The organism is Streptomyces sp. NPDC041129 (genome assembly GCF_055592265.1).
In genome coordinates this window covers 254,020-268,992 of record NZ_JBVIYV010000010.1, presented here as the reverse complement: position 1 = coordinate 268,992, position 14,973 = coordinate 254,020, and the positions used below count along the sequence as shown (strand labels likewise).

Genomic DNA, 14,973 nt, shown 5'->3' with positions numbered 1-14,973 from the left:
GTGGCAGCCTCCACCGGCTCGCGGGACGCGCCACCGGGAGGTGCCGCGCCGGGAGACACCGAACGCAATCCAGTACCCGGGACGACGGGCCGTACACCCCTGGCGGCGGATCGTCTCGCGAAGTCCTGTCGGCCCGGCGCCTGCTTTGTGAGGGGTCGTGAAAGTGGGTTAGCCTGCGACGTATTTTTCTCATCAGGCAAATCCGTGAACTGCGGAAATGCACACACCAAGGGCCGGGTCAGGCCGCGTGCCCTGCGGTGGTTCCGAGCCCTCTGCCCGAGGGCTCCTGGGGAGCGGAACGAGGGTGCACATGGCCGGCAAGGCGACTGGGACGAGCGACGCGGTCCCGGGCGAACAGGAACTGAGACGGCTCCTCGCGGGGCTGACGGCGGTCCGCGACGGCGACTTCGGCACACGTCTGCCGGACGACTCCAGCGGCCTGATGGGCGACATCGCCACCGTCTTCAACGGCATGGTCGACCAGTTGTCCGTGTTCACCTCCGAAGTGACCAGGGTGGCCCGCGAGGTGGGCACCGAGGGCACCCTCGGCGGCCAGGCGGAGGTGCCGGGCGTCTCCGGCACCTGGGCCGACCTCACCGACTCCGTGAACGCGATGGCGGGCAACCTCACCACCCAGGTGCGCGACATCGCCCAGGTCGCCACGGCCGTCGCCAAGGGCGACCTGTCGCAGAAGATCGACGTGCCCGCGCGCGGCGAGATCCTGCAGCTCAAGGAGACCGTCAACACGATGGTCGACCAGCTCTCCGCGTTCGCCGACGAGGTGACCCGGGTGGCGCGCGAGGTGGGCACCGAGGGGCGCCTCGGGGGGCAGGCGCAGGTGCCCGGGGTCGCCGGTGTCTGGCGGGACCTCACGGATTCGGTCAATTTCATGGCCGGAAATCTCACCGCCCAGGTGCGCAACGTCGCCCAGGTGACGACGGCGGTGGCGCAGGGCGACCTGTCGCAGAAGATCACGGTGGACGCCCGGGGCGAGATCCTGGAGCTGAAGAGCACCATCAACACGATGGTGGACCAGCTCTCGGCGTTCGCGGACGAGGTGACCCGGGTGGCCCGCGAGGTGGGCACCGAGGGCCGGCTGGGCGGTCAGGCCGACGTCAAGGGGGTCAAGGGCACCTGGCGGGACCTCACGGACTCGGTCAACTTCATGGGCGGCAACCTCACCGCCCAGGTGCGCAACGTCGCCCAGGTGGCCACCGCGGTGGCGCAGGGCGACCTGTCGCAGAAGATCACCGTGGACGCGCGCGGCGAGATCCTCGAGCTGAAGAACACCATCAACACGATGGTGGACCAGCTCTCGGCGTTCGCCGACGAGGTGACCCGCGTGGCCCGCGAGGTCGGCACCGCCGGCAACCTCGGCGGACAGGCCACCGTGCGCGGGGTCTCGGGCACCTGGAAGGACCTCACCGACAACGTCAACGTGATGGCGTCCAACCTCACCGGTCAGGTCCGCTCCATCGCCCAGGTCGCCACGGCCGTCGCCAAGGGCGACCTGTCGCAGAAGATCACCGTCGAGGCCAAGGGCGAGGTCGCCGCGCTCGCCGACGTCATCAACACCATGGTCGACACGCTATCCGCGTTCGCGGACGAGGTCACCCGCGTGGCCCGCGAGGTCGGCACCGAGGGCCGGCTCGGCGGACAGGCCCACGTGCCCAACGTGGCCGGCACCTGGAAGGACCTCACCGACAACGTCAACTCCATGGCCAACAACCTCACCGGCCAGGTGCGCAACATCGCGCTGGTGACCACCGCCGTGGCCCGGGGTGACCTCTCCAAGAAGATCGACGTCGACGCGCGCGGCGAGATCCTCGAACTGAAGACGACCATCAACACGATGGTGGACCAGCTCTCGGCGTTCGCCGACGAGGTGACCCGGGTGGCCCGCGAGGTCGGCACCGAGGGCCGGCTCGGCGGACAGGCGGAGGTCGAGGGCGTCTCCGGCACCTGGAAGCGCCTGACGGAGAACGTCAACGAACTCGCCGGCAACCTCACCCGGCAGGTGCGCGCCATCGCCGACGTGGCCAGCGCCGTCGCCGAGGGCGACCTGACCCGGTCGATCACCGTCGACGCCTCCGGCGAGGTCGCCGACCTCAAGGACAACATCAACTCCATGGTGGAGTCCCTGCGCGAGACCACCCTGGCCAACCAGGAACAGGACTGGCTCAAGACCAACCTCGCCCGTATCTCCGCCCTCATGCAGGGCCACCGCGACCTGCCCGTCGTCGCGGAGCTGATCATGGACGAGCTGGTGCCCCAGGTCTCCGCCCAGTACGGCGCCTTCTACCTCGCCGAGGACGGCGAGGCCGGGCCCGAACTGCGGCTCGTCGGCGCCTACGGCAGGCCGGAGGAGGACAACCGGCCCGCCCGCATCCAGTTCGGCCGCTCCCTGGTCGGCCAGGCCGCGCGCAGCCGCCGCACCATCGCCGTGGACGAGCTGCCGCCCGGCTACGTCACCATCTCTTCCGGGCTCGGGCAGGTCGAGCCCACCGCCCTGCTGCTGCTCCCCATCCTGTTCGAGGAGCAGGTCCTCGGTGTCATCGAGCTCGCCTCGGTCACCGCGTTCACGCCCGTCCAGCGGGACTTCCTGCAGCAGCTCGTCGACACCATCGGCGTCAACGTCAACACGATCGTCGCCAACGCCCGCACCGACGAACTGCTGGAGGAGTCCCAGCGCCTCACCAGCGAACTGCGCTCCCGTTCGGCCGAGTTGCAGGCACGCCAGGAGGAACTGCAGCAGTCCAACGCCGAACTGGAGGACAAGGCCTCCCTGCTGGCCGACCAGAACCGGGACATCGAGGCGAAGAACCTGCAGATCGAGCAGGCGCGGCAGGAACTGGAGGCCCGCGCCCAGCAGTTGTCGCTCGCCTCCCGCTACAAGTCCGAGTTCCTCGCGAACATGAGCCATGAGCTGCGCACCCCGCTCAACAGCCTGCTCATCCTCGCCCAGCTCCTGGCCCAGAACCCCTCCCGCAACCTCACCCCGAAGCAGGTCGAGTACGCCGGCATCATCCACTCCGCGGGTTCCGACCTGCTGCAGCTCATCAACGACATCCTCGACCTGTCCAAGGTCGAGGCCGGAAAGATGGACGTCAGTCCCGAGCGGGTCCCGCTGCGGCAGCTCATCGAGTACGTCGAGGCCACCTTCCGCCCGATGACCTCGCAGAAGAGCCTGGACTTCACCGTCTCCACCGCGCCCGGGGCCCCCGCCGACCTGCTCACCGACGACTCCCGGCTGCGGCAGATCCTGCGCAACCTGCTCTCCAACGCGGTGAAGTTCACCGAGCAGGGCAGCGTCGAGCTGCGCATCGAACCCGCCCCCGACGACGAGGTGCCCCAGGGCGTGGTGCGGGGTGGAACCATCGTGGCGTTCCGGGTCAAGGACACCGGCATCGGCATCCCCGAACAGCAGCGGGAGACCATCTTCGGTGCCTTCCAGCAGGCGGACGGCACCACCAGCCGCAAGTACGGCGGCACCGGCCTCGGCCTGTCCATCACCCGGGAGATCGCCCATCTCCTCGGCGGCGCCGTCACCGTGACCAGCACACCCGGCAAGGGCAGCACCTTCACCCTCTTCCTGCCCGTCGCCCGGGTGGACTTCGAGGAGCTGCTGCGCAGCGCGCCGAAGCCGCCCGAGCTGTCGCCGGCCGGCACGGCGCCCGGAACCGCGGTCCCGGAGGGCGCGCCCCCGGCGTCCGTCAGACGGGAACGCCCGCGCCGCCTGCTGGTGGTGGAGGAGCGGCCGCGCGGCCTGCTCACGCTCGTCGCAGAGAGCGTCGTCGGGGATCTCGGGCACGGCCGCGCCGAGGGCGCCACCGTCGACATCATCGCCGCGGTCGGCGCGCACGAGGCGGCCGGTGCGCTCGCCGCCGAACCCTGCCACTGCGTCGTCGTCGAACTCGGCGCGCCGGACGGGGAGTCGGCACGCTTCCTGCGGGCGCTGCGCGGCGACTCCGCCCTGGCGAGCGTCCCGGTCCTGGTGCACAGCTCGCACCGCACCGAGCACCTCGCCGAGGACACGGCGGGCGGCTCGCTGGAGTACCTGTACAGCCTGGACGAGCTGCGCGAGCGGATCGCCCTGCACCTGTCGGCCGAGGAGCCCGGCGAGGTGCTCACCCTGGTCCGCGGCGAGGAGCCGCAGCTCACGGCGCCCCAGCCGGTCGACGAGCGGACCCGCGGCCGGACGGTCCTCGTCGTCGACGACGACGCCCGGAACCTGTTCGCGCTCAGCGGCATCCTCGAACTGCACGGTTTCCGCGTGCTGCACGCGGAGAACGGCCGCAAGGGCATCGACACGCTGGTGAACAACCCGGACGTCGAACTCGTCCTGATGGACGTGATGATGCCCGAGATGGACGGCTACACCGCCACGGCCGAGATCCGCAGGATGCCCCGGTACGCCGACCTGCCGGTCATCGCCGTGACCGCCAAGGCCATGCAGGGCGACCGGGAGAAGAGCCTCGCGTCCGGCGCCAGCGACTACGTCACCAAGCCGGTGGACACCCAGGACCTCATCGCCTGCGTCCGGCGCTGGCTGCCCGCATGAGGACGCGACGCATGACCGCCGCCCGAGGAGCAGGTGACCGGTGAACGACTACGAACCGCTGTCCGAGGCGGCCACCCTGCATACGGGCGCTCCCGGCGCCGGGACGCCCGCCGACCCCGGCACGCCCGGGGCCGTGGAACCGTCCGGCACGCCCGGCACGGTGGAACCGTCCGGCACGCACGGAGCCGGGGAGCCGTCGGGTCTGCCGGGGGACTTCGCCCCCTTCGGCCTGACGGTGACGGAGGCCGCACAGCTCTCCGGTCCGCCGGAGGAGGGCGGCCCCGCCGGCCCGTCCGGGGTGCCGGCCACCTCGCCCGTGGGCAGGCTGGCCGCCACCGTCGAGCGGCTGCGCGGGGAGGTGCGGGCGGCGCAGGCCGAGGCCGAGGGCCGGGCACTGCTGGAACTGGCCAAGGGCATCCTGGTCGAGCGCCTCGGCTGCGGCCCGGCCCAGGCCGCCCGCCAGCTCGCCGAACTGACCGAGCAGGCCCGGGTGACCCCGCTGGAGTTCGCCGTCGAGGTCATCAACCAGGCCGCCCGGGACCGGGTCTCCGAGGTCGCCAAGGCCTTCCTGGCCGCCACCGCGGACCCGGCCGAGCAGGTCGAGGACTCCGCCGCCGTGCGGCTGCGCGCCGCCGAGAGCGGCGTCCTCGCCGCCCACGACACCCAGGCGGTGGCCGAATCGCTGCTCCAGCACGCCCTGCGGCCGCTCGGCGCGGTGGCGGTCGCCGTCTGGGCCGCCGGCTCCGACGGCTCGCTGACCCTCGCGGGCAGCGCGGGGTTCCCACAGGCCGAGGCGGACCGCTGGCGCTACGTCCCGCCGGACGTGGCCACCGTGGCCCGGCGCGGCCTGACCGAACGGGACGGCCAGTGGCTGACGTCCCTCGCCGAGTCCGGGCTGCCCACCATCGGCCGCCGGGACTTCGCGGAGGGCGCCCGGGCCGCCGTGCCCGCCGGCGTGGGCGGCCGCATCCACGGCGTCCTGGAGATCGCCTGGCCGGGCCCCGAGGGCCCGAGGCCGCCCCAGGTGGTCCGTCAGCTCGAGGCGCTCGCCGAACTGTGCGCGCACACCCTGGAGTCCCATCCGCTGCTGCCCGGGGCCCGGGAGGACCGGGTGCTGCCGGACGTCGTGGAACTGATGGACCTGGCGGACGGGCTGCACGACCCGGCCCTGGTCCTGGTGCCGCACCTCGACGACACCGGACAGCTTGTCGACTTCCGCATCCAGCACGTCAACAGCCGCTTCCTCGATCCCGCGGGCCGGCCGCGGGCCGTCGTCGGCGGCGCCCTGCTGCTGGAGGCCTACCCGATGGCCGCCGGGGCCAACGAGCTGTTCCAGCGGGTGGAGCGGGTCTACGCCACCGGCGAGCCGTTCCGTGCCCACCGCATGCGGCTCACCGCCCTGGTCGACCAGGTGCCGCTGTCGGCCGTCGCGGACATCAGCATCAGCCGGCACGGCTCCAGCGTGCTGCTGATCTGGCGGATCGAGGACGAGGCGGCCCGCCTGGCCAGCCTGCTCCAGCACGCCCAGCGGCTCGGCCGTATCGGCGGCTTCGAGGAGAACCTGCTGACCGCCGAGATCACCTGGAACGGGCAGCTCTTCGACCTGTACGGCCGGCCGCCCACCAGCCCTCCGGTCCGGCTCGAGGACCTGGCCGCGCACGCGCACCCCGACGACGCCGTCGGCATCGGCCGGTTCCTGCGCACCCTGGTGCACCACCGGCGCCCGGCCTCCGTCGCCTTCCGGCTGCAGCGGCCGGAAGGGGTGACCCGGCACGTGCGGGTGGTGGCCGAACCCGTCCTCGACACCGACGGCCAGCTCCTCGTCGTCCGCGGTGCCTACCAGGACATCTCCGCCCAGCACTGGACGGAGGTCGCCCTGGCCGCCACCCGTGACCAGCTCGCCCACACCGAGCAGCAGGCCGACGAGCGCAACCGTCTGGCCCTGCAGCTCCAGCACGCCATCATGCCCCCGACGCAGGCCCCCCTGGAGGTGCCCGACCTCCAGGTGGCCGTGCGGTACCGGCCGGCCGAGACGGAGCAGCTCGTCGGCGGCGACTGGTACGACGCTGTGGTGCTGCCCTCGGGCCTGGTGCTGCTGTGCGTGGGGGATGTCGCAGGACACGGCATAGAGGCGGCTACCAGCATGGTCGTGCTGCGCAACGCCCTGCGCGGCCTGGCCGTCACCGGTGCCGGTCCGGCGCAGCTGCTGTCCTGGCTGAACATCGTCGCCCACCATCTGACCGGGGCCGTCACCGCCACCGCGGTGTGCGGTCTGTACGACGGGGAGCGGCGCACCCTGCGCTGGGCCCGCGCGGGCCATCTCCCGCCGGTCCTGGTGCGGGACGCGGAGGCCACGGCCATGCCCACGCTCCAGGGGCTGCTCCTGGGCGCCGTACCGGACGCCGTGTACGAGGAGACGGAGGTTCAACTGGCGGCCGGGGACACCCTGTTGATGTACACCGACGGTCTGATCGAGCGCCGGGACCGTTCCGTCCAGGAGTCCGTGTCGCACCTGCTGTCCATGGCGCGCTCGGCACCCGGCGGCCTGGACCAGCACCTGGACCGGCTGCTCACGCACAGCAGGTCGGACACCGACGACGACACCTGCATCGTGGGGATCAGGCTGGCCTGAGCCGGGCGCCGCCGCCGCGCGTCAGCCGCCGGCGGCGGCGTGCAGGGCGACGGTGGCGGTGACGCGCTTGCCGCGCGGCAGCGGGGTGACCTCCAGGCCCCCGCTGAGCATGTTCACCAGGAGCAGCCCGTAGCCGCCCACCCGACGCGGGTCGGGCGGCGGCTGCCGGGGCAGGTCCGGGGACGTGTCCACGACCGTGATGCTCAGCGCGGTGGCGTCGGGCGCCAGCTCCAGCCGGAGGGCACACGGGCCGGGAGCGTGTTTGACGGCGTTGGTGACGAGTTCGCTGGCGACGAGCTGGGCATCCTGGACCGCGCGCCGGCCCGGTGCGGGACGCGCCCGCGCCAGGAGGGCGCCGACCGCATCCCTCGCCTCGGCGATGCGGGGCGCGCCGGAATCCCAGGTGCGGCTGTGCCGCAGGGGTCCGGGGCGGGCCCGCGTGGCCGTGTGAGTCGACAGATCGATGTCCATACCTCGATGCCCTCTTCCTCCGGGGTCGGGGTCCCTTCCTGATCTAGGGGGATCGTGCCGTCCTTCTCGCGGATACCCGCTGGAGGGTCGATCAAGTACACGCGAACCGGGGCAGGCCGCGGAAATCGATTTCGATCGACTACCGCGGCCCGCCCCGGCATGCTGCTCCGGCTCAGTGCGCGTCAGCGCTTGAAGGCGTCCTTGCCCTTCTCCTTGGCCTGCCGGGCGTCGCCCCTCGCGCCCTCCATGCGGCCCTCCGCCTCCATGCGCTCGTTGCCGACGGCGCGGCCCACGGCCTCCTTGGCCTTGCCCTTGGCCTGCTCCGCTTTGGCCTTTGCCTTCTCGTTGCCAGCCATGGAGTAGTCACATCCCAACGTCGTTCCGATGTGCGGTCGACATCCGGTTTGCCGTTCTGCCCCGGTCCAAACCCGTTCTCCTTCCGCCGCGCCGGTCCAGTTCGTCCGTCCGCAGGTCACGGCACGTGTCGCCGTCCCGGCCCGCCCTGCCCGGCCTGGACGTCCCGGGCGTCAGCCGGATGAGCGGTGAGGTCCGGGCCGGGGCGGTGAGTGGGGCGGCGGCTGAGGGCGTGCGGGCTCTCGTTCCCCCCGGTGTCCGGGTCAGGGACGGCCGACCGTGTCCTGGTTTCGCGGCGCGGCCCCGGCGTCATCGGTGAGCGACATGGCGTCCTCGGTGAGCGACGTGGCGTCCGCGGCCGGGCCCGCGGCCGGTGCCGGACGGCGGCCGCCAAGGGCGGCCAGCCGGCGGCCGACCGGTTCCGTGTAGCGGGCGGTGAGGGGGCCGAGGACCACCAGGATGAGGACGTACGCCGTGGCCAGCGGGCCGAGGTCGGACTCGATGCCCGCGGTCACCGCGAGACCGGCGATGACGATGGAGAACTCGCCGCGGGCCACCAGGGTGCCGCCGGCCCGCCATCTGCCCTTCGCCGAGATGCCCGCCCGGCGCGCCGCCCAGTAGCCCGTCGCGATCTTCGTGAGCGTCGTGACGACCGCCAGGGCGAGGGCGGACAGCAGTACCGGCGGAATGCTCGCCGGGTCGGTGTGCAGGCCGAAGAAGACGAAGAACACCGCCGCGAAGAGGTCCCGCAACGGCGCGAGCAGATTGTGCGCACCCTCGGCGACCTCGCCGGAGAGCGCGATGCCGACCAGGAACGCGCCGACCGCCGCCGAGACCTGGAGCTGCTGGGCCACACCGGCCACCAGCAGGGTCAGTCCCAGCACGACGAGCAGCAGCTTCTCCGGATCGTCACTGGAGACGAAGCGCGAGATGTGCCGCCCGAACCGCACCGCCACCAGCAGGACCAGCCCGGCGACGCCGAGGGCCAAGGCGAGTGTCACGCTGCCGGCCGCGACTCCGGTCCCGGCCAGCAGCGCGGTGACGACCGGCAGGTAGACCGCCATGGACAGATCCTCCAGCACCAGGATGCTGAGGATCACCGGGGTCTCGCGGTTGCCTAGCCGGCCGAGGTCGCCGAGGACCTTGGCGATGACACCGGAGGAGGAGATCCAGGTGATGCCGGCGAGGACGACGGCGGCGATCGGGCCCCAGCCGAGCAGCAGTGCCATGACGGCACCGGGCAGGGCGTTGAGGGTGGCGTCGACGATCCCGGCCGGGTACTGGGTTCTGAGGTTGGAGACCAGGTCGCTGGCGGTGTACTTCAGGCCCAGCATCAGCAGCAGCAGGACGACGCCGATCTCGGCGCCGATCGCCACGAACTCCTCGCTGGCGCCGAGCGGCAGCAGCCCGCCCTCGCCGAAGGCCAGCCCGGCCAGCAGGTACAGGGGGATGGGGGGATGGGGGAGAAACTCAGGCGCGCGGCGAGCCGGCCCAGCAGCCCGAGGCCGAGGATGATCGCACCGAATTCGATGAGGAAGACCGCGGAGGAATGCATCCGCGTCACTCCCGGCCGAGGATGACGGCGGCCGCGTCGACGCCCTCGCGGGTGCCGATCACGATCAGGGTGTCCCCGCCGGCCAGCCGGAAGCCGGGGCCGGGTGAGGGTATCGCCTCGGCGCGCCGCAGCACGGCCACGATGGAGACCCCGGTCTCGGTGCGCATCCGGGTGTCGCCGAGCAGCCGGCCGTTCCAGTGGGAGGCCGCGGACAGCTCGATCCGCTCGGCCACCAGGCCCAGCTCCGTGGTGGAGAGCAGGTTCGGGCTGTGATGCGTCGGTTGGAGCGCCTCGGCCAGAGCCTGTGCCTCTCCGCCGGTGAGCCGCGCGGACAGGGCGCAGGCGTCGGGATCACCGCCCTGGTACGCGCTGAGGGTTCTCGCGCCGTCGCGGTGGGCCACCACCGACAGGCGCTGCCGCTCCCGCGTCGTCAGGTCGTACCGCACACCGATTCCCGGCAACGGTGTACTGCTGGTGCGCGCTGCGCCCATGACCGCCCCTGCTCGATTTGAAGATTTCTTGGGGAAACCATTACCGGGAGCTTAACCCTTGGTGGCGCACGGCCGTGCGGGGCCCGGTCCGAGCAGGGGGCGGGCGGCGGCTAGGAGGGGGAGCCGGGGTCGCTGTCGCCGTCGTACGGGCCTGGCTGACAGGTGCGGCACAGTTCGTGCTCACCGTCGCGGGTGACGACGGTTCCCCAGCCGAGGCAGTGCTCGCAGTGGCGGGCGAGGCCGAGGTCGGGGTGGGGCGGCGGGAAGGGGCTGTGGTGGGCTCCGTAAGCCATACGGGGAGCGGCTCCTCGAGTCGCGGTCGCGGTCCGAATGACTTCCATTATGTCCGACTTTTCCTTTATGTCTATGGCCTGTGTCACTCAGTGCCAGACATCACCCGAGGGCTCCCTGGCGCGCCTCCCGCCACAGGTCCACTCCGCCGTCGGTGGCCAGCTTGTCGATCTCGGCCAGTTCCTCGGCGCTGAACTCGAGGTTCTCCAGTGCGGCGACGTTCTGCTCGAGCTGCTCGGTGCGCGAGGCCCCGATGACCAGCGAGGTGACCCGCTCGTCGCGCAACGCCCAGGCCAGCGCCAGCTGCGCGAGGCTCTGCCCGCGGCGCGCGGCGATGTCGTTCAGGGCCCGCAGTCGGTTCCGCATGTCCTCGGTCAGCCAGGACGGGTCGAAGGACTTGCCCGCCGCGGCCCGCGAGTCCTGGGGCACGCCGTCCAGGTAGCGGCCGGTGAGCAGCCCCTGGGCGAGCGCCGTGAACCCGATGACGCCGAAACCCTCCTCCTCGGCCGTGTCCAGCAGGCCGTCGGTCTCGATCCAGCGGTTGAGCATGCTGTACGACGGCTGGTGGATCAGCAGCGGCGTGCCCAGCTCGCGCAGGATCGCGGCGGCCTGCCGGGTGCGCTCGGCGTCGTAGGAGGAGATGCCGACGTAGAGGGCCTTGCCCTGGCGGACGGCCGTGTCCAGCGCGCCCATCGTCTCCTCCAGCGGCGTGGTCGCGTCCAGCCGGTGGGAGTAGAAGATGTCCACGTAGTCCACGCCCATGCGCCTCAGCGACTGGTCCAGCGAGGCCAGCACGTACTTGCGGGAGCCGCCCCCCTGCCCGTAGGGCCCGGGCCACATGTCCCAGCCCGCCTTGGTGGAGATCACCAGCTCGTCCCGGTACGGCGCGAGGTCCCGTTGCAGCAGCCGGCCGAAGTTGATCTCGGCGGCGCCGTACGGCGGGCCGTAGTTGTTGGCCAGGTCGTGGTGGGTGATCCCGAGGTCGAAGGCGCGCAGCGCGATCTCGCGCTGGGTCTCGAAGGGGCGGTCGTCGCCGAAGTTGTGCCAGTAACCCAGGGACAGGAGCGGGAGGTCCAGGCCCGAGCGGCCGGTGCGCCGGTAGCGCATGGTGCCGTCGTAGCGAGCGGGGTCCGCGACGTGGTTCATCGGGTCGTCTCCGGGTGGTGCCGTAGGGGGTGCCCGTCGTGTGCGAGGGGGCACGTCCACCCTGCGCCTCCAAGATTCGTAAGTCCAACCGCCGCCTTTCATGGCATTGAGCGGTCCGTCTTCTGAATCGTGGCGCGGTGCGGCACCCGGTGACCGGTGGGGGCGTGATCACTTTGCTGTGTGGCGGGTGCGAAGCGGGGCAGACGGACGGCACGTGCGAGAAGAGCCGGCCGGTCGGGGGCCGGGCCGGCGGTCAGTGGGAAGGGAGGCGCCCATGAGCGAGGTGACGCCGGAGGGTGAACACCGGGCCGGGGCGGGGCCGGGGAGCGCGAGGGCCGTCGCGGAGCTGCCGCGCCAGGTTCGCGAGGAGTTGACCCGCAGGCTCCGCCGCAACCGGCGGGCCTTCCGCAAGGACGACGTCCAGGTCGTCGAACCGCCACTGCTCAGGCGCGCGGTCGGCGCCTCCGCGCTCGGCAACTGCATGGAGTGGTTCGACTTCGGCGTCTACAGCTACCTCGCCGCCACCATCGGCAAGGTGTTCTTCCCCGGCGCCTCCCCGGCGGCCCAGGTGATCTCCTCCTTCGCGACCTTCGCCGCCGCCTTCGTCGTACGGCCCCTGGGCGGCCTGGTCTTCGGGCCGCTCGGCGACCGGATCGGCCGGCAGAAGGTGCTGGCCACCACCATGATCATGATGGCGATCGGAACCTTCGCCATCGGAATCATCCCCGGCTACGCCACCATCGGCATCGCCGCTCCGGTGCTGCTCCTGCTGGCCCGTATGGTGCAGGGGTTCTCCACCGGCGGCGAGTACGGCGGCGCCACCACGTTCGTCGCCGAGTACTCGCCGGACCGCAGGCGCGGATTCCTCTCCAGCTGGCTCGACTTCGGCACCTTCGTCGGCTACGCCCTCGGCTCGGCCCTGGTGACCGCGCTGAACCTGATGCTGACCGACGCCCAGATGCTCTCCTGGGGCTGGCGGGTCCCCTTCCTGATCGCCGGGCCGCTCGGCGTGATCGGCCTCTACATGCGGCTCAAGCTCGAGGAGTCCCCGGCCTTCCAGCAGCAGCTGGACGAGCACGAGAAGAGCCTGGCGCAGGAGTCGGCGGGCAGCGAGTTCAAGGACATCGTGAAGAACCACTGGCCCGCCCTGCTCATCTGCATGGGCCTGGTGCTGCTCTACAACGTCACCAACTACATGGTCACCGGCTATCTGCCGACCTACCAGACCGAGACGCTGCACCGCTCCAGCGGCTCCGCCGACGTCCTGGTGCTGATCGGCATGGTGTGGATCGTCCTGCTGATCACCTTCCTCGGCCGGCTCAGCGACCGCGTCGGCCGGCGCCCGCTGTACGCCGTCGCCGCGGCCGCCATGATCGTGCTGGCCGTTCCCGCGTTCCTGCTGATCAAGGCGGAGGGGACCTGGCCGCCGATCCTCGGCGTCCTGCTGCTGTCCACCCTGCTGGCGTGCTTCGCCGCGCCCAGCGCGGCCACCCTGCCCGCGCTCTTCCCGACCGCCGTCCGCTACGCGGCCATGGGCATCGGCTTCAACATCGCCGTCGCCGCGTTCGGCGGCACCACACCGCTGGTCACCGCCGCGCTGGTCGATGCCACCGGCGACGACCTGATGCCGGCCTACTACCTGATGCTGGCCGGCGCGATCGGCCTGCTGACGGTGAAGTTCCTGCCGGAGAGCGCCCAGGTGCCGCTCAACGGCTCGCAGCCGATGGTCGGTTCGCAGGAGGAACGTGGGGAGCTGATCACCACTTCGAAGGAGCTGTACGCCTTCGCGCGGGAGCGGGCCGGCACGCCGCACGGGTGAGCCGGCCCGACGGCCCCGGGGAGCGCACTGTTCGATCCTACGAACTTCGCGCCGGATGGGTTACAGGCCCTCGCCATACACGATAGGAAACTTTCCTATCAGTTCGGCACGGACCAACTCCCAGCCCCCCCACCCCCCTTTGGAGCCCCTGTGGCCTACACAGACCGCCGGCCGGCAGCCGCCCGCACCGCTCTCTCCCGCCGCACCGCCGTCGCGCTGCTGGGCGCCGCCGCCACCGGCACCCTGCTCGCCGGCGTCCCGCGCGCCTCGGCTGCCGCGCCCGGCCTCGACGACCCGGCGAAAAAGGATATCGCCATGCGGCTCGTCTCCAGCGCGGAGAACTCCTCACTCGACTGGAAGGCCCAGTACAAGTACATCGAGGACATCGGCGACGGACGCGGCTACACCGCCGGCATCATCGGCTTCTGCTCCGGCACCGGCGACATGCTCGACCTCGTCCAGCTCTACACCGACCGCGCGCCAGGCAACGTCCTGGCCAGGTACCTGCCCGCCCTGCGCCGGGTCGACGGCACCGACTCGCACGACGGCCTGGACCCCGACTACCCCCGGGACTGGCGCAGGGCCGCCCAGGACCCGGCCTTCCAGCAGGCGCAGAACGACGAACGCGACCGGGTCTACTTCGACCCCGCCGTCGCCCGGGGCAAGGCGGACGGGCTGCGCGCACTCGGCCAGTTCGCGTACTACGACGCCATCGTCATGCACGGCGACGGCGACGATCCCACCAGCTTCCGCAGCATCAGGAGCCGGGCCCTGCGCAGCGCCAGGCCGCCGGCGCAGGGCGGCGGCGAGACGGCGTACCTGAACGCCTTCCTGGACGCGCGGGTGTGGGCCATGAAGCAGGAAGAGGCCCACAGCGACACCAGCAGGGTCGACACCGCACAGCGGGTCTTCCTGCGCAAGGGCAACCTCGACCTGAACACGCCGCTGGACTGGAAGGTGTACGGCGACAGCTACCACATCGGCTGAGGCCCCACGGCCGGATCGCTATGACAGACGCGGCAGGCTCGCGGCGCCCGGGACCGGGAGCGTCGATTCCAGCGCGGCGGCCTGCCGCCCCGTGACCCGCTGGATCACGGCGATCGCCAGGGCGCCCGCGGCCAGTTCGAGACCCTCGGCCACCAGGAGCAGGCCCAGTGACGTCCCCTGCCCCGGCCCGCCGCTCACGGCCGCGACCAGTGCGTGTCCGATCCACGTCGCCCACCAGACGTTCACCAGCACCCGGTCGCGCAGCACCGCCGCTTCGGGACCGTTCGCCCGGAGGACGTCGAGGACCAGCCCTCGCGGCACCCACATGTTGATCACCGGGATCAGCCAGGAGAACACGGCCCATGGGGCCGAGCCCGGGAGGGGGCTCGGGGACAGCGACCGGGCGATGCGCCGGCAGCGGGTGAACCAGACCAGGAACAGCACCGCCGCGACGATCATCAGGTTCACGTACACCTGGGACACCCGCCCCGACGTGCTCTCGGACGTGTCCAGCGGATGGAGCGCGTGCGCGCGCACGGTCACGGCCCGGGCGACCTCCGCCGCGGCCGCCGCGGCCACGGCGGCCTGAGCGAAACGGGCGAGCAGCCAGGGGGCCTTGACGGTGGGTCCGGACACGGGCGGTTACCTGCCTGTCGTGAGGGCGCA

Annotated in this window: 10 protein-coding genes and 1 pseudogene; 4 read left to right on the top strand and 7 right to left on the bottom strand. The window is 71.8% G+C overall.

Annotated elements, in window-relative coordinates:
- Positions 1-310: 310 nt before the first annotated feature.
- Together ACZ6B1_RS28540 and ACZ6B1_RS28535 are read left to right on the top strand one after the other, a co-directional pair.
- Positions 311-4,561 carry a HAMP domain-containing protein gene (locus ACZ6B1_RS28540; RefSeq protein ID WP_468783002.1) on the top strand — a complete coding sequence of 1,417 codons (4,251 nt, stop codon included), beginning with the start codon at positions 311-313 and terminating at the stop codon, positions 4,559-4,561.
- Between the two features lie 298 nt (positions 4,562-4,859).
- Entirely contained in the window at positions 4,860-7,193 is a 2,334-nt protein-coding gene (locus ACZ6B1_RS28535) for a PP2C family protein-serine/threonine phosphatase (protein WP_468783110.1), read from the top strand.
- Between the two features lie 21 nt (positions 7,194-7,214).
- Here ACZ6B1_RS28535 and ACZ6B1_RS28530 read toward each other — a convergent pair whose 3' ends face one another.
- The 6 genes and pseudogenes from ACZ6B1_RS28530 to mgrA all read right to left on the bottom strand — a co-directional run bounded on the left by ACZ6B1_RS28530 (position 7,215) and on the right by mgrA (position 11,501).
- Positions 7,215-7,664 carry an ATP-binding protein gene (locus tag ACZ6B1_RS28530; RefSeq protein ID WP_468783000.1) on the bottom strand — a complete coding sequence of 150 codons (450 nt, stop codon included), beginning with the start codon at positions 7,662-7,664 and terminating at the stop codon, positions 7,215-7,217.
- A 182-nt stretch (positions 7,665-7,846) separates the two neighbouring features.
- Positions 7,847-8,020, bottom strand: coding sequence for a CsbD family protein (locus tag ACZ6B1_RS28525; protein ID WP_468782998.1), 174 nt, complete (start codon positions 8,018-8,020; stop codon positions 7,847-7,849).
- Positions 8,021-8,281: 261 nt separating this feature from the next.
- Positions 8,282-9,573 (bottom strand): annotated as a pseudogene (locus ACZ6B1_RS28520) (cation:proton antiporter).
- Between the two features lie 5 nt (positions 9,574-9,578).
- Positions 9,579-10,064 carry a cation:proton antiporter regulatory subunit gene (locus ACZ6B1_RS28515; RefSeq protein ID WP_468782996.1) on the bottom strand — a complete coding sequence of 162 codons (486 nt, stop codon included), beginning with the start codon at positions 10,062-10,064 and terminating at the stop codon, positions 9,579-9,581.
- Between the two features lie 110 nt (positions 10,065-10,174).
- Positions 10,175-10,357 carry a hypothetical protein gene (locus ACZ6B1_RS28510; protein WP_468782995.1) on the bottom strand — a complete coding sequence of 61 codons (183 nt, stop codon included), beginning with the start codon at positions 10,355-10,357 and terminating at the stop codon, positions 10,175-10,177.
- 100 nt (positions 10,358-10,457) lie between these two features.
- The gene (mgrA, locus tag ACZ6B1_RS28505) at positions 10,458-11,501 is read right to left on the bottom strand and encodes an L-glyceraldehyde 3-phosphate reductase (RefSeq protein ID WP_468782993.1); all 1,044 of its coding nucleotides are present in this window, start codon (positions 11,499-11,501) and stop codon (positions 10,458-10,460) included.
- A 274-nt stretch (positions 11,502-11,775) separates the two neighbouring features.
- Between mgrA and ACZ6B1_RS28500 the strand changes: the two genes are divergently transcribed.
- Together ACZ6B1_RS28500 and ACZ6B1_RS28495 are read left to right on the top strand one after the other, a co-directional pair.
- Positions 11,776-13,320 (top strand): MFS transporter, encoded by a 1,545-nt coding sequence (locus ACZ6B1_RS28500; protein WP_468782991.1) that lies wholly within the window; start codon positions 11,776-11,778, stop codon positions 13,318-13,320.
- A gap of 150 nt (positions 13,321-13,470) precedes the next feature.
- Positions 13,471-14,307, top strand: coding sequence for a chitosanase (locus tag ACZ6B1_RS28495; protein WP_468782989.1), 837 nt, complete (start codon positions 13,471-13,473; stop codon positions 14,305-14,307).
- An 18-nt stretch (positions 14,308-14,325) separates the two neighbouring features.
- Here the strand turns inward: ACZ6B1_RS28495 and ACZ6B1_RS28490 are convergent, their stop codons facing one another.
- Entirely contained in the window at positions 14,326-14,943 is a 618-nt protein-coding gene (locus tag ACZ6B1_RS28490; protein WP_468782987.1) for a DUF4328 domain-containing protein, read from the bottom strand.
- Positions 14,944-14,973: the final 30 nt, after the last annotated feature.

Bases quoted from the DNA above. Each gene is read 5' to 3' on its own strand.
- ACZ6B1_RS28540 (WP_468783002.1), top strand. From the start codon at position 311: ATGGCCGGCAAGGCGACTGGGACGAGCGACGCGGTCCCGGGCGAACAG.
- ACZ6B1_RS28530 (WP_468783000.1), bottom strand. From the start codon at position 7,664: ATGGACATCGATCTGTCGACTCACACGGCCACGCGGGCCCGCCCCGGA.
- ACZ6B1_RS28525 (WP_468782998.1), bottom strand. From the start codon at position 8,020: ATGGCTGGCAACGAGAAGGCAAAGGCCAAAGCGGAGCAGGCCAAGGGC.
- ACZ6B1_RS28515 (WP_468782996.1), bottom strand. From the start codon at position 10,064: ATGGGCGCAGCGCGCACCAGCAGTACACCGTTGCCGGGAATCGGTGTG.
- ACZ6B1_RS28510 (WP_468782995.1), bottom strand. From the start codon at position 10,357: ATGGCTTACGGAGCCCACCACAGCCCCTTCCCGCCGCCCCACCCCGAC.
- mgrA (WP_468782993.1), bottom strand. From the start codon at position 11,501: ATGAACCACGTCGCGGACCCCGCTCGCTACGACGGCACCATGCGCTAC.
- ACZ6B1_RS28500 (WP_468782991.1), top strand. From the start codon at position 11,776: ATGAGCGAGGTGACGCCGGAGGGTGAACACCGGGCCGGGGCGGGGCCG.